General features: G+C 65.6%; 16 protein-coding genes. 2 read left to right on the forward strand and 14 right to left on the reverse strand.

Going from position 1 to position 19,679, the window contains the following annotated elements; all coding sequences use genetic code 11:
* Positions 1–123: 123 nt before the first annotated feature.
* The 14 genes from GPA27_RS20030 to GPA27_RS20095 all read right to left on the reverse strand — a co-directional run bounded on the left by GPA27_RS20030 (position 124) and on the right by GPA27_RS20095 (position 16,135).
* Positions 124–510 carry a flagellar brake protein gene (locus GPA27_RS20030; protein ID WP_169142257.1) on the reverse strand — a complete coding sequence of 129 codons (387 nt, stop codon included), beginning with the start codon at positions 508–510 and terminating at the stop codon, positions 124–126.
* A 140-nt stretch (positions 511–650) separates the two neighbouring features.
* On the reverse strand, positions 651–971 hold the full coding sequence (locus tag GPA27_RS20035; RefSeq protein WP_169142258.1) for an EscU/YscU/HrcU family type III secretion system export apparatus switch protein: 321 nt from the start codon (positions 969–971) through the stop codon (positions 651–653).
* Positions 958–2,121 (reverse strand): flagellar hook-length control protein FliK, encoded by a 1,164-nt coding sequence (gene fliK / locus GPA27_RS20040; protein WP_169142259.1) that lies wholly within the window; start codon positions 2,119–2,121, stop codon positions 958–960. Before fliK ends, GPA27_RS20035 begins: the two co-directional genes overlap by 14 nt.
* A 47-nt stretch (positions 2,122–2,168) precedes the next feature.
* Positions 2,169–2,498, reverse strand: coding sequence for a flagellar protein FliT (locus GPA27_RS20045; RefSeq protein WP_169142260.1), 330 nt, complete (start codon positions 2,496–2,498; stop codon positions 2,169–2,171).
* Positions 2,499–2,508: 10 nt separating this feature from the next.
* Positions 2,509–2,925 (reverse strand): flagellar export chaperone FliS, encoded by a 417-nt coding sequence (gene fliS / locus GPA27_RS20050; RefSeq protein WP_169142261.1) that lies wholly within the window; start codon positions 2,923–2,925, stop codon positions 2,509–2,511.
* 12 nt (positions 2,926–2,937) lie between these two features.
* Positions 2,938–4,254 carry a flagellar filament capping protein FliD gene (gene fliD / locus GPA27_RS20055; protein ID WP_169142262.1) on the reverse strand — a complete coding sequence of 439 codons (1,317 nt, stop codon included), beginning with the start codon at positions 4,252–4,254 and terminating at the stop codon, positions 2,938–2,940.
* A gap of 11 nt (positions 4,255–4,265) precedes the next feature.
* Positions 4,266–4,649 carry a flagellar protein FlaG gene (locus GPA27_RS20060; protein WP_169142263.1) on the reverse strand — a complete coding sequence of 128 codons (384 nt, stop codon included), beginning with the start codon at positions 4,647–4,649 and terminating at the stop codon, positions 4,266–4,268.
* Positions 4,650–4,727: 78 nt separating this feature from the next.
* On the reverse strand, positions 4,728–5,900 hold the full coding sequence (locus GPA27_RS20065; RefSeq protein WP_169142264.1) for a flagellin: 1,173 nt from the start codon (positions 5,898–5,900) through the stop codon (positions 4,728–4,730).
* 220 nt (positions 5,901–6,120) lie between these two features.
* Positions 6,121–7,941 carry a GGDEF domain-containing protein gene (locus GPA27_RS20070; RefSeq protein ID WP_169142265.1) on the reverse strand — a complete coding sequence of 607 codons (1,821 nt, stop codon included), beginning with the start codon at positions 7,939–7,941 and terminating at the stop codon, positions 6,121–6,123.
* 147 nt (positions 7,942–8,088) lie between these two features.
* On the reverse strand, positions 8,089–8,250 hold the full coding sequence (locus GPA27_RS20075) for a hypothetical protein (RefSeq protein ID WP_169142266.1): 162 nt from the start codon (positions 8,248–8,250) through the stop codon (positions 8,089–8,091).
* Between the two features lie 181 nt (positions 8,251–8,431).
* Positions 8,432–10,216, reverse strand: a complete 1,785-nt coding sequence (gene lpdA, locus GPA27_RS20080; RefSeq protein WP_169142267.1) for a dihydrolipoyl dehydrogenase — start codon at positions 10,214–10,216, stop codon at positions 8,432–8,434.
* Between the two features lie 12 nt (positions 10,217–10,228).
* Entirely contained in the window at positions 10,229–11,905 is a 1,677-nt protein-coding gene (gene aceF, locus GPA27_RS20085) for a dihydrolipoyllysine-residue acetyltransferase (protein ID WP_169142268.1), read from the reverse strand.
* A gap of 22 nt (positions 11,906–11,927) precedes the next feature.
* On the reverse strand, positions 11,928–14,597 hold the full coding sequence (gene aceE / locus GPA27_RS20090; RefSeq protein WP_169142269.1) for a pyruvate dehydrogenase (acetyl-transferring), homodimeric type: 2,670 nt from the start codon (positions 14,595–14,597) through the stop codon (positions 11,928–11,930).
* Positions 14,598–14,956: 359 nt separating this feature from the next.
* Complete coding sequence (locus GPA27_RS20095) at positions 14,957–16,135, reverse strand: ABC transporter substrate-binding protein (protein WP_169142270.1); 1,179 nt, start codon at positions 16,133–16,135, stop codon at positions 14,957–14,959.
* Between the two features lie 222 nt (positions 16,136–16,357).
* On the opposite strand from GPA27_RS20095, the gene GPA27_RS20100 reads away from it, so the two are divergent.
* Positions 16,358–19,069 (forward strand): PAS domain-containing sensor histidine kinase, encoded by a 2,712-nt coding sequence (locus tag GPA27_RS20100; RefSeq protein WP_169142271.1) that lies wholly within the window; start codon positions 16,358–16,360, stop codon positions 19,067–19,069.
* Positions 19,044–19,679, forward strand: coding sequence for a response regulator transcription factor (locus tag GPA27_RS20105; protein ID WP_169142272.1), 636 nt, complete (start codon positions 19,044–19,046; stop codon positions 19,677–19,679). Before GPA27_RS20100 ends, GPA27_RS20105 begins: the two co-directional genes overlap by 26 nt.

The following is a 19,679-nucleotide window of genomic DNA, read 5'->3' on the forward strand; positions in this document are numbered from 1 at the left end:
TCGGCTGCGCCGGCGCCATTTGCGCTTGAGCACCCCTGCCATGAACGATCCCTCCATTGTTGACCCTGGAGGCAATTGTCCACGTCGATCACGTGCCCTGGAATAACGCCGGTCAGTTACCGCTTACTGCAGGCGGATGATGCTGTCGGGAAGCGTCGCGCGCAGCGCAGGTTTGCCCGCATGCACGATGCGGGCGGGGGCCTCCAGCGCGAACTGCAGCTTCACGTTGTCGAGGCGGGTCACGCAGACGAGCTGGGCGGCGCTCCCTGCCTTCGCGTTGCGTATCTCGTCGGGGCAGGCATCGACGATCACGGCGCCGTCGTCGGTCAGCGCGAGCGCCAGTGTGACGAAGGATTCCCCGCCGTCGATGAAGGCAGTCAGGAGCGGACGTTTATCGACCAGCATCCGGAGCAACTGGATGATTTCGAGCGGGTCGCGCACCGCATAGCGGGCGAGGGCGTCAGCATCCAGCGGTCGCTGCGGCGTCGTGGTTTCGGACGGTTCGGGCATCGGCAACGAGTCCGGGCAAAGCCGGATTTATAGCACGACTGCGAAACCGCAACGAATACCGTTTGGACTGAGCTTGTCGAAGCCCTGCGATTGCCCTGCGAAAGGCTCAGGGCGAACGGAGGTATTCGATTGCTGCCTCATCAGGGGCGAGCCGGTCCGCCCGGTGCTTGCGCCTGCGCGCCCGCGCTGCCCTGCTCGACGCGGTAGATCCACGCGAGCAGCTCCGCCACCGCGACGTACAGTTCGGGCGGGATACGCGCGTCAAGGTCGACCTGCATCAGAAGACCGACCAGTTCGGGGGATTCGTGCACGAACACCCCGGCTTCCCGCGCGCGCTCGATGATCTCGCGCGCGATCAGCCCGCGCCCCTTCGCGACGACGCGCGGCGCGGCGTCGCCCTTGCTGTAGGCGAGCGCGACGGCCTCGCCGCGCGGTGTCGGATCGTGTTCAGTGTTCGCCATCACGGCGCTCCGCGACGAAGCCCGTGAGCGGGACGTTGGCTGCTTCGAGGGCGCTGTCGAGCTCCGCCCGGGCGTTGGCGAGCGCCGCGACCGTCGCGTCGTCGTCGGCCATCAGGCGCAATGCGACGCCTGCGGGTGTCAGGATCAGCAGCGCCTCGACACCGCCGAGCCGCGGCAGGCTGAGCCGCAGGGTGGTCTTCCATTCCGTCGGCGGCTCGTCCGAACCCGGTTCGCGGTCGCGCTGCGGATCCTCGATCTCCCATTCCATCGCCTGTCCCGGCCAGACCTGTCCCTGCCAGACGTAGTTCTGTGTCGCCATCGCGTCGAGTTGCTGATAAACAACCGGGACGAGCCGCTCGGGAAGGGCGGTTGTGCGCATGCCCGGAGCCTGTGCCGGATTCGTGCCGCCTGCGGCGTCGGATTCGTTCGCTGCCACCGCCGTCGCGCCCGCCCCTTGTGCCGGCGCGTTCGCCGCCATCTCGGCGCCGGCCCGCAGCGGAACTGGCGAACGAGCGAGTGCGGCGGCATCGGCCGGGCCGGCAGGCTGGGCCGCCGTCCCCCCCAAATGCTCGCCCTGAGGTTCCTGCAACAGCGCCGAGGTCGCGAGCTTGCCGGAGAGCCATTGCAGCTGGTGGGATTCGTAGAACAGGCCGCTCTGGGACAGCGCCTGCTGCAGGGCCGGGGCGAGCGTCGCGGCGGCGTTGTTGGTCGGTGGCGCCGCAAGGATGGGTTTTCCGGCCGCCAGCGACGCAGGCTGCGGAGCGGGCTGCCCCGTGAGCAGGAATCCGATCAGCCGCCCCGCGGCGCTGAGCGTCGGGCGAGCGCCTTCATTGCCCGTGAGCATCGGCTCGGCGAGCTGGGCGAACACCGCCTTGGGCGTGCTTTGAGTGACGACCAGTTCCAGCGTGTCGCCGGTATTCGCCGAGTGGTTGAGCGCGAGCGTGTAATCACGTCCGCCGACGATGGCCTTGAAGGTGCCATCGGGCAGCCGGCGGTCGATCGTCGCGACGAAGCGCTCGCCGGGCAGAAGCTCGGGAAGGCGAGCCTGGATCTCGCGCACGCGCGACGTGCCGTTGATCGGCGGCTCGCTGTCGAAGAGGCTCGCCTCCGTGATCAGACGCAGGCGGGCGGCGAGATCGGAGGGGATCATCGTGTGCGCTCCTGTGTCGTCAGACCGTCCGGAGGCCGGTCAGATCCTCAGGGGCCGAAGGCGCCGTAGGCGGCGCGCACGGCACGGTCGCGTGCGGTGCCCGACAGCAGCTTACGCACGCTGGTGAGCCAGGGTTCGACGTGTTGGCGGATTTCGACGTCGTTCTCGAGCATGGCGGCGATCAGCTCCGCCTTGCGTGCCGCCTCCGCGGCGCCGAGGGGCTCCTGTGACGCACCCGCGGCGCGCAAGATTCCGTCGCGCGACGCGGCCATCTCGCGTTCCAGCTTCACGAGGCGATCCCAGTCGTTCGCCCGTGCCGCTTCGACCATCGCCGCCGACAGGGTACTCATCGATTCGTACAGGGCGAGCGACGACATGGTGGTCTCCTCAGGCAGCCGCAGTTGCCGCTGTGGTGCCGGGTGCGATGCCGGCCCAGGCTTCGCGTAGGCTTTCGAGCAGTCCGTGGATTTCGTCCAGGGCGGGACGGCTGTTGTGCAGGTTGGCGTAGACCAGTCGCTCGCTCATGTAGTCGTACAGGGCGGACAACCGCGCGGCGAGTTCGCCGCCTGCGTTCAGATCGAGGCTCGCCTTGAGTCCGTTGAGGATGATCTCGATTGCCTTGGAGATCGCCTGGCCCTTCGCCGGGATATCCTGATTTTCCATTGCCGCGGAGGCGGTGCCGATGGAGAGCAGCGCACCGTCGAAGAGCATCAGGATAAGCTTGTGCGGGTCGGCGGTGGTTACGCCGGTTTCGACGCCCACTTGAGCGTAAGCGGCGGCCCGATTGGGAAATGAACCGAACATGCGTACTCCTAATTACCCGCCCGTTTGCGGCAGATTTGCGAGTTGTTGGGTCAGAAAATTACTTGTTTGCGTCATGCTCGCCACCATCGAGTCCAGCGCCGTGAATTGGGCGAGAAAGCGTTTCTCAATCTGTTCGAGGCGGGCTGTTAACGCCTCGCGCTGTTTCCCGATCGCCTTGATGGAGGCGTTTATCCCATCGGTGCGGCCGGCGAGCATACCTCCGCCGCTGACATAATCTTCCAGCGTGGAAGATATCGTTTCCGCAAAACCGGTTATCCCACTGCTCCCGGCAAAAAATCCCGCAACATCCTTGCCAGCATCCTTGAGCGCGGCGTCTAGTTTGGCGCTGTCGATTGAAAGAGTCCCGTCGGCCTTGAAGGAGACGCCAATATCGGAAAGTCGGCTGACACCCGTGAACCCCGGCAAGGCACCGCCTATCAGGTTCCGCAGTTGCCCTTGAATGGAGCGCGCGGTCGAGTCGCCCGTAAGGGTCGAAGCTTTGCGGGTTTCCGGGTTGTATGCAGTCAGGTCCCTGATCGCCTTGTTGGCGTCATTGTAGGCCTTCACAAACGCCTCGATTCCGCTGCGGGCGTTGCTGGGGTCTTCGGCGACCGTCAGACTCCCGGCCGTCGCGGTCTCCTTGGTCAGGTTCAGCGTCACGCCTTCGATGGCGTCACTGATCGTATTGCTCGCACGCGTGATTGCGATCCCGTCGATCGTCAGCGTCGCGTTTTCGGCTGGCTGGATCTCGTAAAGACTGGATTCGATGCCCAGTCCGGTAGCAGTGAACGCGTTGGATGTTCCGGTGTTCTTGCCAGCTAGTACGAGTTGCTTCGCGGTTCCATTGTCGATGACATTGGCTGCAACACCAAGATCGGCACCATTGATGGCGTCGCGCAATTGCTCAATCGAACCGCCGGCAAATTCAAGCGTTTTCGTCTGGCCGCCCGTCGTGACTGACAGCGTGCCGCTACCGGGCACAAAGGTCACGTCCTTGTTCGTTGCAGCGCGCTGGACGGTGGCGAGATTCGTCACTTGAACCGAGTAATTACCTGCGGCAGCAGAAGTGGTCGACGTGGCGGTAAAGCCGGCATCGGTGCCGACGGTAACCTTCGTCGCGGAAAATCTTGCAGAATCCTTAAGGCCGCCTGTCGCGCTTTGCAGGGCGGAAAGGACACTCTTGAGCTGGCCGAAGGCCGACAGCTTGGCCTGATAGCTTGCCTCCTTGGTTGCGAGCGCCGTCAGCGGACGCTGCTCGAGAGACATCAATTGGCTCACCAGTCCGTTGATGTCCAGTCCAGATCCAATCCCACTTGCGGTGAGCGCCATGTCCGTCTCCTTCAGGCCTCTTGTCTGACCAGCAATCCCCGCAGTTTATCGAGCGCTTTGGCGATTGCGAGCACTTCTTCCGACGGGATCTGCTTGATCACCTCGTCGGTACTGCTGTCAATGATCTTGACTACCGTGCGTCCGGTGTCGTCGTCTATCGAGAACCGCAAGTCCTGTGCCACGGGTGAGATGGCTTTGCGAACCTCCTCGAGCGCTTGATTGATTTGGGCAGAGTCTGTTGTGTTCGTGACTTCGGGCTTTTTCTGCAACCCCGTGGGAGGCAGCGAATCGACCGCTGCGGTCGGTGTGCGCCTGACGCCTGGAGGCAATGCCTCTGCGCGAGAGGGCTGCGGCGTGATGGTGGTGGTCGCCGGCAGGGTGGTTTGAATGGCCATGATGCTTCTCCCTCATGGGGCAACGGCGCGGAGCCCTTGCGAGCTCCGCGCCGTGTGATCGTGAGACTACCAGACCGGTTAGCCGCGGAGGAGGCTCAGCACGTTTTGCGGCAGCGAGTTCGCCTGTGCGAGCATTGCGGTCCCCGCCTGCTGCAGGATCTGCGTACGCGACAGGTTTGCGGTTTCGGAAGCAAAGTCGGCATCCAGGATGCGACCGCGCGATGCAGAGATGTTTTCACTGCTGGTTTGAAGGTTTGCCACCGTTGAACTGAAGCGATTCTGGATCGCACCGAGGTTTGCGCGTGACGTATTAACCGACTTCAGTGCGTTGTCGATCTGCGTAATCGTTTGCTGTGCATTGGTGAAGGAACTCACGGTCAATGCGTTGATACCGGTGGTCGAAGTGGAGGCACCGACAGCACCGGTAAAACCGGCGATTGCCACCGTTGCGCTTGCGCCTGCAAACGTCATCGCGCTCGCATTGGAGTTTGTGAGGGTGATGTCCCCAGTGACCGCGTCGTACGACGCCCCTACACCGGTTTGTGCCGACACGCGATTGATCGCCTCGGTGACTTGACCGGCTCGTTCCTGCGCGTTTGAGGCTGCGGCGATTGCACCGAGATTCACCGGGCCCGACCCGCCGCCGCCGTCAAGCGTGAGGGAGCCATCTGCGATTGCCGTCGCGAAGCTGGTCATTGACGAGGCATTGACGTTTGCAGTATAGCGGGTCAGCGTACCTCCCAACGATGCAGTCTGTGCGTTGGCAATAGACGAGATCGTAATCGTCTGACCTGCATCAGCACCAACTTGGAAGCTAACGCCAGAGAAGCTGCCGTCAATTAGTTTGGTGCCGTTGAAGCTTGTCTGCTCGGCCACACGCTGAATTTCTGCCTTGAGTTGGGTCACTTCCGCGTTGAGTGCATCGCGATCCTCCTGCGAATTCGTGCCGTTCGAAGCTTGAACCGCAAGTTCGCGAATCCGTTGCAGGTTATTGCCGATCTCTCCAAGGGCGCCTTCGGCGGTTTGTGCCAAGGAAATGCCATCGTTTGCATTGCGAGCAGCCTGATTCAGGCCGCGAACTTGTGCCGACATCCGCTCGGAGATCGCGAGACCGGCAGCGTCGTCCTTCGCGCTGTTGATACGCAGACCCGAGGAGAGGCGCTGCAGCGACGAGGCAAGCGAACTCTGGGAGGTGGTCAGGTTGCGTTGTGCATTGAGGGACGCAACGTTGGTGTTGATCGTCATTGCCATGATATTTCTCCTAGAGAGAGATGACTTCGGTTATCCCGGCTTCATGCCCTGTTTGCATCTGCGCGGGCGTTTTGTCTGCCGTTGAATCCATTAACGGAGGGCCCGGAAAAATCTTTAGGGAATTTGCAAGGAGATTTGTCGGGGGGCTTGTGATGGCCCCCACATGGCCCGCTCGCGCATCACTCGTGGGTGCCGGCGCCCTTGCGGGGGCACGTCCGGTTCAGACGACGGGATGTGCGACGACCTTGTTCTTGCCCGCCTGCTTCGCTCGGTACATCGCCTCGTCCGCGCGCTGCACGGTGCTTTCCACCGTGTCGTCGGGGTTCCATTCGGTGACGCCGGCGCTGAACGTTATCAGCACTTTCCGCTCGTGCGTGAGGAAGAAGTTGCGCGTGAGTTCGCGCTGCAGGCGCACCAGGGCGGCCTGCGCCTGTTCGAGCGTGGTGTCCGGGTAGAGCAGGATGAATTCCTCGCCGCCGTGGCGGGAGACGGTGTCCTGCGGGCGCAGGCTCTGCCGGATGATCGTGGCGAGGTGGACGAGGGCGTCGTCGCCGGTGCGGTGGCCGAAGGTGTCGTTGAGCTGCTTGAAGTTGTCGAGGTCGAGCAGGGCGAGGCTCAGGGGGCTGCCGTGGCGGCGGGCGCGGGCGGCTTCCTTGTCGAAGGTCTCTTCCAGCCCGCGGCGGTTGAGCACGCCGGTGAGCTGGTCGTGGCGCATCAGGCGGCTGGCTTCGTCGAGTTGGCGTTGCAGCTCGTTCATGCGTTCTTCGGCGTCGCGGGCGCGTTCGCGTGTGGCGTCCAGTTCGTCGCGGGAGCGCCGGGCGGCGTCGCGCATCGCGAGCGTTTCGCGCATCACTTCGCCGAGGACTCCGCTGATCTCGGTGATGTCGCGCGCGGTGGAGATGCGGTCGGCGCAGTTGCCGATGCGGTCGTGGTAGGCGCCGGTGGTTTCGGCGAAGCTGGCGAGGTGGTCGACGAAGCCGGCGAGCAGCTCCTTGAGCGAGCGCTGGGCTTCGGAGTGGTTGTGCTTGAGCTGGCTCTGCTTGTAGATGATCTCGCGCAGCCGGCGTTCGGCGTCGTCGATGAGGCGCACGTTTGCCGGTTTGCCGAGGACGTCGCGCAGGACCTCGATCTGGCCGCTGAGCCAGCTGTCGTCCACGACGATCTGGTCGATGTTGTCGAGCAGCAGGCGCAGCAGGTTGAGCAGTCCGGCGTTGATCTCGGCCCGGTCACCCGCGACCATCTCGAGCCGGTAGGCGAACTTGCGCATGCGCGTGGCGATGTTGCGCAGATCGTCCGCGTTGCCGGCGGTCTTGACCGATCCGGCGAGCCTGTCGGCTTCCTGCGCCAGTTCGGGCTGTTCGGTGAGCAGCGGTGGGAGCACCGTTTCGAGCGCGAGTTGCAGCAGTTCCTGGCGTGCGGCGAGCAGTTCGCCGGCTTCTCCGGGTGCGACCTGGCGCATTTCGGGTGCTGCGCCGGCAGGGGGCGTGGGGGCGCTGGCGGACGGCGCGTTCGCTGGTGCGTTTGCGGCGTCGGATGGTTCGCGGGGTGCCGGCGCTTCGGGATCGACCGGAGCCTGCGTCCACGAGCGGACGAGGGCCTGCAGACGGGCGTGCAGCGTTGCGGGATCGTTGGCCGCGAGCACGCGTTCGAGCGATTCGCGCTTGCGTGCCGTGGTCCAGCCGAGCTGGCGTGCTTCCCACTGCCTGAGCAGGTTGGCGATCAGTTCGTTCCAGGCGGGCGGCTGCTCGGTCTTCAGGCTGGCAAGGTAGTCGGTCAGCGCCTGCCGGCTGGTGTCCTGGTTGTTGTCCGCCAGAGCCTGGTCCAGCTGGCGGGCGATCCGCGCGCGTTCGGCGGTGTCGCGGGGCAATTGCCGCGCGAGGGCGCGCACGAACTTGTCGGGGAAGGCGCCTTCGGCGTCAGGCGCGCCCGCGACCTCGTAGTAGAGGGCGCGAAAGTTGTCCGGTGTCGGCGAGATGCGCCGTGCCGCGAACAGACGCAGGACTTCGCGGGCAATTTCCGATGGCTGGGTTGGGGCGGGCATCGACAGCGGCTTTCACGCGGGCAGGTTGAGCGCCGATTATAGGGAGATCGGCGCAATACCGGACATGCGGGCAGGGGCTTGCGCGTGAAATTTCTGCCGGACCATGCATGGCCCGCGCCGGAGGGCTTCGACCGGTCGGGCCGGAGTTCAGTGCTCTTCTGCGGCGCTGCGAGCCTGCATGCGCATGAACCACACTGCGAAGATCGTTGCCGCCGCGAGGGTCGTCGCCTCGACGACGTGACCGGTGCCGAGCATCAGGCCGGACGCGCCGCCGCAGCCCATCAGCAGTCGATTGATCCACTGTTCCATATTGGTCTCCGTCGGGAAGAGAGCCCTCTGCGGGGCCGTGTTGGTCGAGTGCTGTAAGTATATACAGTATTCGGCTCCGGCTGCAAGCGATGGGTGCGGCGTTCGCGCCCCGGACGGCGGCGGCGCGTGCACAAAGAAAAAGGGGCGCCGAAGCGCCCCTTGAACCTACTCTGTGCGTTGCTTATTTCTTCCGCGGTGCCGGCACGTCGGTGCAGCTGCCGTGTGCGACCTCCGCCGCCATGCCGACGGTTTCGCCCAGCGTCGGGTGCGGGTGGATGGTCTTGCCGATATCCACTGCGTCCGCGCCCATCTCGATGGCGAGGCACACTTCGCCGATCATGTCGCCGGCCGAGGGGCCGACGATCGCGCCGCCGATCACGCGGTGCGTTTCGGCGTCGAAGATCAGCTTGGTGAAGCCGTAGTCGGCGCCGTTGGCGATCGCGCGCCCCGAAGCGGCCCACGGGAACCTGGCGGTCTCGACTTTGCGGCCTTCCTTCTTCGCCTGCTCTTCGGTGTAACCGACCCATGCCACTTCCGGATGGGTGTAGGCCACGCCCGGGATCACGGTGGCGTCGAACGCGGACTTCTCACCGGCTGCGACTTCCGCCGCGACGTGCGCTTCATGCACCGCTTTGTGGGCGAGCATCGGGTTGCCGACGATGTCGCCGATGGCGAAGATGTGCGGCACGTTGGTGCGCATCTGCGCATCGACCGGAATGAAGCCGCGGTCGGTGACGACGACGCCCGCCTTGTCGGCAGCGATCTTCTTGCCGTTGGGGCTGCGGCCGGCGGCCTGCAGGATCATGTCGTAGCGCTGCGGGCCTTGCGGAGCCTTCTCGCCTTCGAAGGTGACCCACAGGCCGTCGTCCTTCGCCTCGACGGCGACGGTCTTGGTCTTCAGCATGACGCTGTCGAAGCGGTGGGCGTTCTGCTTCTCCCACACCTTGACGGCGTCGCGGTCCGGGCCTTGCATCAGGGCGTCGAGCATCTCGACGACATCGACACGGGTGCCGAGCGTCGAATACACCGTCGCCATCTCGAGGCCGATGATGCCGCCGCCGATGACGAGCATCTTCGCCGGCACCTGACGGAGTTCCAGCGCGCCGGTCGAATCGACGATGCGCGGGTCGCGCGGGATGAAGGGCAGGTGCACCGCGGCCGAACCGGCGGCGATGATGCACTGCTTGAACTTGATGACCTTCTTCTCGCCGGTCTTGTCCTGCGCGTCGCCGCTGGTGACTTCGACTTCGACGTGGTTCGGGTCGAGGAAGCTGCCGTAGCCGCGCACGACGTCGACCTTGCGGCCCTTGGCCATGCCGGCGAGACCGCCGGTGAGCTTGCCGACGACCTTGTCCTTGTGGGCGCGCAGCGCGTCGATGTCGACGGTGGGCTTGGCGAAGGTGATGCCGGCGGCGGACATGTGCTCCGCCTCGTCCATCACCGCGGCGACGTGCAGCAGCGCCTTCGACGGGATGCAGCCGACGTTCAGGCACACGCCGCCGAGCGTCGCGTAACGCTCGACGATGACGGTCTTGAGACCGAGGTCGGCGGAGCGGAATGCGGCGGAGTAGCCGCCCGGGCCGGCGCCGAGCACGAGCATGTCGCACTCGATGTCGGCACCGCCGGCGTGGCTCGACGCGGCCGGGGCCGCGACGGGCGCGGCAGCCGGTGCCGCGGGGGCGGCGGCCGGAGCCGGAGCGGCTGCGGGTGCAGCCGCGGCAGCAGCGCCCGCCGCTTCAACCTTCAGCAGCACCGCGCCTTCACCGACTTTGTCGCCGACCTTCACCAGGACTTCGGTGACGACGCCCGCGGCCGACGACGGCACGTCCATCGTCGCCTTGTCCGATTCGAGCGTGCAGATCGCGTCGTCCACCTTGATGGTGTCGCCGGCCTTCACGAACAATTCGATGATGGGGACGGACTCGAAATCGCCGATGTCCGGAACCTTGACTTCAACTTGGCTCATGGTGCGGCCTCCTTACAGCATGACCCGACGGAAGTCGGCCAGCAGTTGAGCGAGATACACGTTGAAGCGGGTCGCCAGCGCGCCGTCGATGACGCGGTGGTCGGCGGTCAGCGACATCGGCAGGGTCAGGCGCGGCACGAAAGCTTTGCCGTCCCACACCGGCTTCATCACCGACTTGTTGACGCCGAGGATCGCGACTTCCGGTGCATTGACGATCGGCGCGAAGTAGGTGCCGCCGATGCCGCCCAGCGAGGAAATCGTGAAGCAGGCACCGGACATGTCGGCCGGGCCGAGCTTGCCGTCGCGGGCCTTCTTCGCCAGTTCGCCGGTTTCGGCGGCGATCTCGAACACGCTCTTCTTGTCGGCGTTCTTCACGACCGGCACGACGAGCCCGTTCGGGGTGTCCGCGGCGAAGGCGATGTTGAAGTATTTCTTGTAGACCAGGTTGTCGCCGTCGAGCGAGGTGTTGAACTCGGGGAATTCCTGCAGCGCGCGCACCGAGGCCTTGATGATGAAGGCGAGCATCGTCAGCTTCTTGCCCGACTTCTCGTTTTCCTTGTTCATCAGGACGCGGAAGGCTTCGAGGTCGGTGATGTCGGCGTCTTCGTGATAGGTCACCGCCGGGATCATCGCCCAGTTGCGGGCGAGGTTCTGGCCGGAGATCTTCTTGATGCGCGACAGCGGCTTCGATTCGACTTCGCCGAACTTGGCGAAATCGACCTTCGGCCAGGGCAGCAGATCCAGCCCGCCACCCAGGCTGCCGACCGCGGCGGCCACGGCCTTGCCCGGCACGACGCCGGTCTGCATCGCACCCTTGACGAAGGCGGTGACGTCTTCCTTCAGGATGCGACCCTTCGGACCGGTGGCCTTGACCTGGGCGAGATCGACACCGAGTTCGCGGGAGTAGGCGCGCACCGAGGGGCTGGCGTGCACTCTGCCGCCGAGGGTGACGGCGGACGGCGCGGCCGGTACGGCGACGGCGGGGGCCGACAGCGCCGACTGGCCGAACGCGGCGGTCGACGCGGCCGGGACTGCGCCCGACGGGGTCGAGGCAGAGGCGGGCGCGGCGGCCGGCGCCGGGGCGGCGGCAGGCGCGGCGCCAGCGCCTTCGACGACGATCAGGACGGCGCCCATCGACACCTTGTCGCCGAGCTTGACCTTCACTTCCTTGACGACGCCGGCGGCCGACGACGGCACGTCCATCGTCGCCTTGTCGGATTCGAGCGTCGCGATCGCGTCATCGACCTTGATGGTGTCGCCGACTTTCACGAACAGCTCGATCACCGGCACGTCCGAGAAATCGCCGATGTCGGGGACCGTGACTTCGATCGGGCCGCTTGCAGCGACGGCTGCCGGAGCAGCAACCGGTGCCGCTGCGGCCGGGGCGGGCGCTGCAGCAGCCGGGGCGGGCGCGGGCGCCGCAGCCGGTGCGGCAACGGCGGCTGCGCCTGCCGCCTCGACGCGGATCAGCACGCTGCCCTCGGATACCTTGTCGCCGAGCTTGACCAGCACTTCCTTGACGACGCCGGCGGCCGAGGACGGCACGTCCATCGTTGCCTTGTCGGACTCCAGCGTCGCGATCGCGTCTTCGACCTTGATCGTGTCGCCGACCTTGACGAACAACTCGATGACCGGCACTTCGTCGAAATCGCCGATGTCCGGGACTTTCACTTCAATGATTTGGCTCATGTTCTTTGTCTCCCTCGCGCGCTCAGACGCTCATCGGGTTCGGCTTGCTGGGATCGAGGTTGTACTTCAGTAGTGCGGCGGCAACCTTGTCGCGCGGGATCAGGCCGTCATCGGCGAGCGCCTTCAGCGCAGCGACCGTGACCCAGTGACGATCCACCTCGAAGAAGTGGCGCAGCTTTTCGCGCGTGTCCGAACGGCCGAAACCGTCGGTTCCCAGCGTCGAGTAGGTGCGCTTGACGAAGGGACGGATCTGCTCGGAGAACATGCGGATGTAGTCGGTCGCGGCGATCACCGGGCCGGTGGTGTCCTTGAGGCACTTCTCGACGTGCGACAGGCGCGGCGCTTCCATCGGGTGCAGCATATTCCAGCGTTCCGCGTCCTGGCCGTCGCGGGCCAGTTCGTTGAAGCTCGGGCAGCCCCAGATGTCGGACTCGACGCCCCAATCGTTCTTCAGCAGGTCGGCCGCGGCGATGACTTCGCGGAAGATCGTGCCGGAACCGAGCAGCTGCACGCGCAGCTTACCTTCGCCGCCCTTCTTGAACGCGTACATGCCCTTGATGATGTCGGCCTCGGCGCCGGCAGGCATCTCGGGATGCTCGTAGTTCTCGTTCATCACCGTGATGTAGTAGTACACGTCCTGCTGTTCGGCGAACATGCGGCGCATGCCGTCCTGCACGACGACGGCGACTTCGTACTGGAAGGTCGGGTCGTAGCTGATGCAGTTCGGGATCATGTTGGCGAGCAGCAGGCTGTGGCCGTCCTCGTGCTGCAGGCCTTCGCCGTTCAGCGTCGTGCGGCCGGCGGTGCCGCCGATGAGGAAGCCGCGCGTGCGCTGGTCCGCTGCCGCCCAGCACAGGTCCATCGTGCGCTGCAGGCCGAACATCGAATAGAAGATGTAGAAGGGGATCATCTGCACGCCGTGCACCGAGTAGGCGGTGCCGGCGGCGATCCAGTCGGCCATCGCGCCGGCTTCGTTGATGCCTTCCTGCAGCACCTGGCCGGTCTTCGATTCCTTGTAGAACATCAGCTGGTCATGGTCTTCCGGCACGTAGTTCTGGCCTTGCTGGTTCCAGATGCCGTACTGGCGGAACATGCCTTCCATGCCGAAGGTGCGCGACTCGTCGGGCACGATCGGGACGATGTTCTTGCCGATCTGCTTGTCCTTGAGCAGCGTGTTCATGATGCGCACGATCGCCATCGTCGTCGACAGCTCGCGGCCTTCGCCGGAGGCCTTCAGCAGCGCGGCGAAGTTGTCGAGCGCCGGCACCGCCAGCGGGTCGGCCGTGCGGCGGCGCTGCGGCAGGAAGCCGCCCAGCGACACGCGGCGCTCCATCATGTACTTGTATTCGGGCGAATCCTCGGCGAACTTCAGGTAGGGCAGCTCGGCGAGCTTGTCGTCGGGAACCGGCAGGCCGAAGCGGTCGCGGAAGCGGCGGATCGCCTCTTCGTCGAGCTTCTTCTGCTGGTGCGAGATGTTCATCGCCTCGCCGGCCTGGCCCATGCCGAAGCCCTTGACGGTCTTGGCGAGGATCAGCGTCGGAGCGCCCTTGTGCTCGACCGCCGCTTTGTAGGCGGAGAAGATTTTGAACAGGTCATGGCCGCCGCGGTTCAGGGCCCACACCTCATCGTCGGTCCAGTCGGCGACCATCGCCTTCAGTTCCGGCGTATTGAAGAAGTGCTCGCGCACGTAGGCGCCATCCTTCGCCTTGAAGGTCTGGTACTCGCCGTCGACGCATTCCATCATGCGCTTCTTCAGCAGACCCTTGGTGTCGCGCGCCAGCAGCGAATCCCAGTGCGTGCCCCACACGAGCTTGATGACGTTCCAGCCGGCGCCGCGGAATTCGGCTTCCAGTTCCTGGATGATCTTGCCGTTGCCGCGCACCGGGCCGTCCAGACGCTGCAGGTTGCAGTTGATGACGAAGACCAGGTTGTCGAGCTTCTCGCGCCCGGCCATGCCGATCGCGCCCAGCGACTCGACTTCGTCGGTCTCGCCGTCGCCGAGGAAGGCCCAGACCTTGCGGTCCTGCGCCTTGGCCATGTCGCGGCTGTCCATGTACTTCATGAAGCGCGCGGCGTAGATCGCGCACAGGGGGCCGAGGCCCATCGACACGGTCGGGAACTGCCAGAAGTCCGGCATCAGCCAGGGGTGCGGGTAGGACGAGATGCCCTTGCCGTCGACTTCCTGACGGAAGCTGTCCATCTGCTCTTCGTTCAGGCGACCGAGCATGAAGGCGCGCGCATAGACGCCGGGGACCGAGTGGCCCTGGAAGAAGATCAGGTCGCCGCCGTGCTCGGCGGTGGGGGCGCGCCAGAAGTGCGAGAAGCCCACGTCGTAGAGGGCGGCAGCGGAGGCGAAGGAGGCGATGTGGCCGCCGACGTTGGTGTGCTTGTTCGCGCGCACGACCATCGCCATGGCGTTCCAGCGGATGTACGAGTGGAGCTTGATCTCCATGTCCGGGTTGCCCGGGTACTTCGGCTGCTGGCTGGCGGGGATGGTGTTGATGTACTGCGTCGTCGCCGAGTAGGGGATGTCGATGCCTTCCTCGCGACCGGCTTCGATCAGCTTCTCGATCAGGAAATGCGCGCGGTCCTGGCCTTCGTTGGCGACGACGGCCTGGAGGGCGTCCAGCCATTCCTTGGTTTCTACGGTGTCCGGGTCCGTCTGCAGCGTTACGTTGGGTGTCGCGGCCATGCTCTGTCTCCTTGTGTTGAGCTTCGCGGTTTGGCGAATCCGCCCTGGCTAGGTGATTCGGGTCGAATCCGTAAGGCGCCGGTCGAGGTCGTCGAACAGCATTTTTCGCATTCTAAAACGAGATTTCAGGATGTGCAATAACCTCGGGTGCTCATTTCGGGCATGGAAACGGGCACGCGGAAAGCGCGCGAAAAGCCGTGCCGCGAACGGCATCGGGTGCGTTCGCGGTGGGCTTGAGCGGGAAGGGTGCGGCGGGGAAAAGACGGTTCGCCCGGGGGGCGGCGGGAAAAAAATCGGCCGGGAGAAAGGGAGGGAGAGGAAGATCTCCCGGCCGACTCGGAAAGCGGAATGCGGAGGGGCTAGCGGCCCGATGCTCTGCGACGGTCTTCATCGTAGGCAAACACCACACGACCGTCGCGTACCTCGCCCATGAAAATATCGTGGACGCTGGTGATCGTCTCGTGGCGGTCCTTCGAAAAGGGGGTGCGATACGTCATGACCACGCCCTCGATCTTCTCGTTCAGGTTTTCCAGCGCCTCGCGGACGCGGTCGCCATCGGTGGTGCCGGCCTGGCGGATCGCTGCGGCGAGCAGAAGGAGCGAATCATACCCCTGCGCGGCGGCGGGGGGGACGGGAATGCGCCCACCGCCGGTCGATGCGCGCCACGCCTCGATGAAGGCCTTGCGTCGCGGGCTCGTCGGCTCCGGGATGAATGTCTGCGGCATGCGCGCGCCTTCGGCGTTGGGTCCGGCGTTGTCGATGAAGTTCGACATCGCCAGCGTCCAGCTGCCGATCAGCGGCACGCGCCAGTTGATGCGTGCCATGCCGTTGGCGATCTGCGCGAGTTCCGGCCCGATGCCGTAGGTCAGGATTGCCTCGGCGCCGGCCTCGCGCGCGCGGCGCAGTTGCATCGTCATGTCGGTCTGCTGGAGATTGAAGCGCTCGACGGTGACCGGTTTCAGGTTGCGCTCGGCGAGCGTGCGTTCGAGGTCCTCGCGTCCGAGCTGGCCGTAGTTGGTCGCGTCATGGAAGATCGCGACGCGCTTCAGGCCGCGCCTGTCGACCGCCTCGGTGACGATCATCGCCGCCTGTATCGTGTCGTTGGCGGAGACGCGGAAGATGAAGTTGTCGGGATGCTGCGGCGGCAGGAACTGCTGCGTGACGACCGAACCCGTCGCCACCGAGGTGATCACCGGGATGCGCGCCTCCTGGTAGAAGCGCTGGGTCGCGAGCGCTACGCCGGTGTTCGCGATGCCCAGCCCGGCGACGATGTGCTGCTTGTTGATGAGCTCCTGCACGACCTGCGCGCCGCGTTCGTTGCGCGCCTCGTCGTCGCGTTCGATCAGTTCGATCGGCCGGCCGAGCACGCCGCCCTTGGCATTGAGTTCGGCGGCTGCGATGCGGATGCCTTCGCGCATGGAGATGCCCATCGGGCTGGATCCGCCGGTGAACGGCCCGGACACCCCGATACGGATGGGATCGGCCGCCAGTGCGGGGAGGGCGAGGAGATACAGCAGTGCAAGGATCAGGCGAAGCACGCGGAGATCTCACGTCAGGTCGGCAAGGCCCACAATGTACGTTCGGTGTCGATCCGGCAGAATTGGCGAAAACCCGAAGCATCCCGCCGCGTGCAGGTTTAGGGGAAAACCCGACTGACGCAGGCGGGCCGCGACCATGACAATTGCGGCGGACCGGGCCGCGTGCGCAGGTGCGCGTGTTGGCCGTGTGTCGTCCGATCCTGCCGCCTGCTCCGCATTCCGATGCCCGACTCTGCCGAATCCGGCCGCCTTGCGCGGACCCGCCTGTACTGGACCGCTCCTTATGTGGCGGTGGGCATCTTCGCGCTCACGATGCTGGGGCTGGTGTGGCTGTTGCAGTTGCGCGACGCCGAAACGCAGCGCAATGCGGTCGCCCGCGACGTGCAGTGGGCGGAACAGACGATGCGCCTGCACATGCAGGGCACCGAGGAATTCCTGACCCAGCTCGCGCGCGACCTGGCGGTCTCGACGCTGGATCTGAACGGTTTCCAGGTCCGCGCCAATCAACACATCGCCAATAACGGCGAACTGGTGAACGTCGCCTGGGTCGGCCCGGAGGAGCTCGTCCGCTGGACGGCCCCCTTCGATACCACCGACTGGCTGGCGGGCGACGCCTTGTCCCGCGTCCAGGCGGCCACGTTCTACCGCGCCCGCGATTCGGGGCACGCAGCCTACGGCGAGGCCTACCAGACGCCAGGCAAGCGCTTCATGCTGGAAGTGTTCGTGCCGGTGCGCCACGGGCGCGAATTCCTCGGCGCGATCGTCGGCGTGTACTCGATCGACCGGGTGCTGCAGTACCTCGTGCCTAGCTGGTTCGGCGAGAAGTACCACCTCGCGCTGATCGGTGCCCAGGGCGAGACGTTGGCAGTGAACTCCAGTGTTGCGGATCTCGACCGCAGCATCTCGTATTCGATCCCGCTCGACCCGCCGGGCACCGGGCTGGTGCTGCGCGCGACGGCCTTCCGCACTGCAAGCCAGCTGCCGCAGGCGCTGCCGACGGCGATGATCGTCGGGCTGTCGGTGATCGTGCTGTGGACGCTGTGGCTGCTGCGCACCCACGTGCAGCAGCGCGTACGTGTCGAGAAGGAGCGCGACCGGCTGTTCAACCTGTCGCTCGATCTGCTGTGCATCGTCGGCCTCGACGGCGTGTTCCGGCGTGCCAACCCGGCGTTCGAGCGCATCCTCGGCTACCTGCCGGACGAGCTGCCCGGGCGGCCGCTGCTCGATCTCGTGCATGCCGACGACGTGCCCTTCGCGGTCGAGCAGATGCGCCGGCTGGCGGACGGGCAGCCGGTCAGCTTCGAGATCCGCTGCCGTTGCGCCGACGGCAGCTTCCGCTGGCTCGACTGGAGCATCAACCCCGTGCGCGAGGAAAAGCTGGTGTACGCCGTCGCGCACGACATCACCGGCCGCAAGGCGGGGGAAGAGGCGCTGCGGGCGGAGTCGGCCTTCCGCAAGGCGATGGAAGAGTCGGTGATGACCGGCATGCGCGCGATCGACCTCACGGGGCGGATCATCTATGTGAACTCCGCCTTCTGCCGCATGGTCGGCTTCGAGCAGGACGAGCTTCTCGGTGCGATGCGACCCTTCCCTTACTGGGCGCCGGAGGAACTCGAGCTGTGCAGTCAGAACCTCGACCTGACCCTGCAGGGACGCGCCCCCCCGAGCGGTTTCGAGATGCACATCCGGCGCAAGAACGGTGAGCGCATCGACGCGCGCTTCTACCTTTCGCCGTTGATCGACGCCAACGGTGTGCAGACGGGCTGGATGGCCTCGGTCACCGACATCACCGAACCGAAGCGCATCCGTGCCGCGCTCGAAGCCGCGCACGAGCGCTTCGAGGCGGTGCTGGACGGACTCGAGGCCGCGGTGTTCGTCGCCGACGCGCGCACCGACGAGATCCTGTTCGCCAATCGTGCGTTCAAGAGCATCCACGGCTTCGATGCCGTCGGACGGACCGTGCGCGGCGTCGCCGTGCCGCAGCCCGAACGCGGCGACTACCAGATCGATCCGCGCGGCCTGACGCCCACCGACCTGCCGCGCGAACTCTTCGACGGCGAACTGCAGCACCCGCTCTCGGGGCGCTGGTACCACGTGCGCGAGCACGCCACGCGCTGGGTGGACGGGCGCGTCGTGCGCATGGGCATCGCCACCGACATCACCGAACGCAAGCAGACCGCGGAGGTCTCGCGCCAGCAGGCGGAGCGGCTGCAGCGCACCTCGCGCCTGATCACGATGGGCGAGATGGCGTCCACGCTCGCGCACGAGCTCAACCAGCCGCTGTCGGCCATCGCCAACTACTGCATGGGTTGCGTCACGCGCATCCAGGGCGGCAACGCGCGCGAGGAGGACCTGCTGGCGGCGATGCAGAAGGCGAGCTTCCAGGCCGAGCGCGCGGGCAAGATCATCCGCCGCATCCGCGAATTCGTGAAGAAGAGCGAGCCGCGCCGAAGCGCCGTGCAGATTTCCGACGTGCTCGACGACGCCATCGGCTTTGCCGAGATCGACGCCCGGCGCATGAGTTCGCGCATCGTGTCGGAGGTCGCCCCCGACCTGCCGCCGGTGTTCGCGGACCGCATCATGATCGAGCAGGTCGTCCTGAACCTGATCAAGAACGGCATCGACGCGATGGCCGACCTGTCGCCCGAGCAGCGCGTGCTGACGGTGCGCGCACGCGCGCTGGGGCCGAGGGCGGTCGAAGTGGCCGTGATCGACCGCGGTCACGGCATCGGCGACGAGGAGCGCGGCCACCTGTTCACGCCCTTCTACACGACCAAGACGGAAGGCATGGGGATGGGCCTCAACATCTGCCGCTCCATCATCGAATTTCATGACGGACGGCTGATTGTGGACTCCAATCCGGAAGGGGGTACCATCTTCTCATTCACCTTGCCCACCGAGATCGCCAGTGACCGCACCGTCCGCCGCGCCTGAACAATGCATCTACATCGTCGATGACGACGAAGCCCTGCGCGACTCGCTCGTGTGGCTGCTCGAATCCAGCGGACATCACGTGCGCGCATGGGAATCGGCCGAAAGCTTCCTGCGCGACTTCCATCCGGCGATGACGGGCTGCCTCGTGCTCGACGTGCGCATGCCCGGCATGAGCGGGCTGGAACTCTTCGAGGAACTCAAGCGCCGCCACTTCACGCTGCCGGTGATTTTCATCACCGGTCATGGTGATGTGCCGATGGCAGTATCGGCGGTGAAAAAGGGAGCCGTCGATTTCATCGAGAAGCCGTTCAGCGAGCGCGACATGCTGAACCTGATCGCTGAGTGCCTCGCCGCCGAGCAGCAGAGCCGGGACAAGCGGCAGCTCGAGGCGGAGACCGCGCGGCGCTTGATGCACCTGACGCAGCGCGAGCGTGAGGTGCTCGATCTCATCATCGCGGGCAAGCTCAACAAGCAGATTGCCGACGTGCTCGGCATCAGCATCAAGACGGTGGAAGTCCACCGCGCGCGCGTGATGGAGAAGATGGACGCCAACTCGCTGGCCGAACTCGTGCAGAACGTGCTGGCGGCGCCCGGAGGTGGCGGCCGCTGA

This window comes from Aromatoleum toluolicum (genome assembly GCF_012911005.2).
Classification (GTDB): domain Bacteria; phylum Pseudomonadota; class Gammaproteobacteria; order Burkholderiales; family Rhodocyclaceae; genus Aromatoleum; species Aromatoleum toluolicum.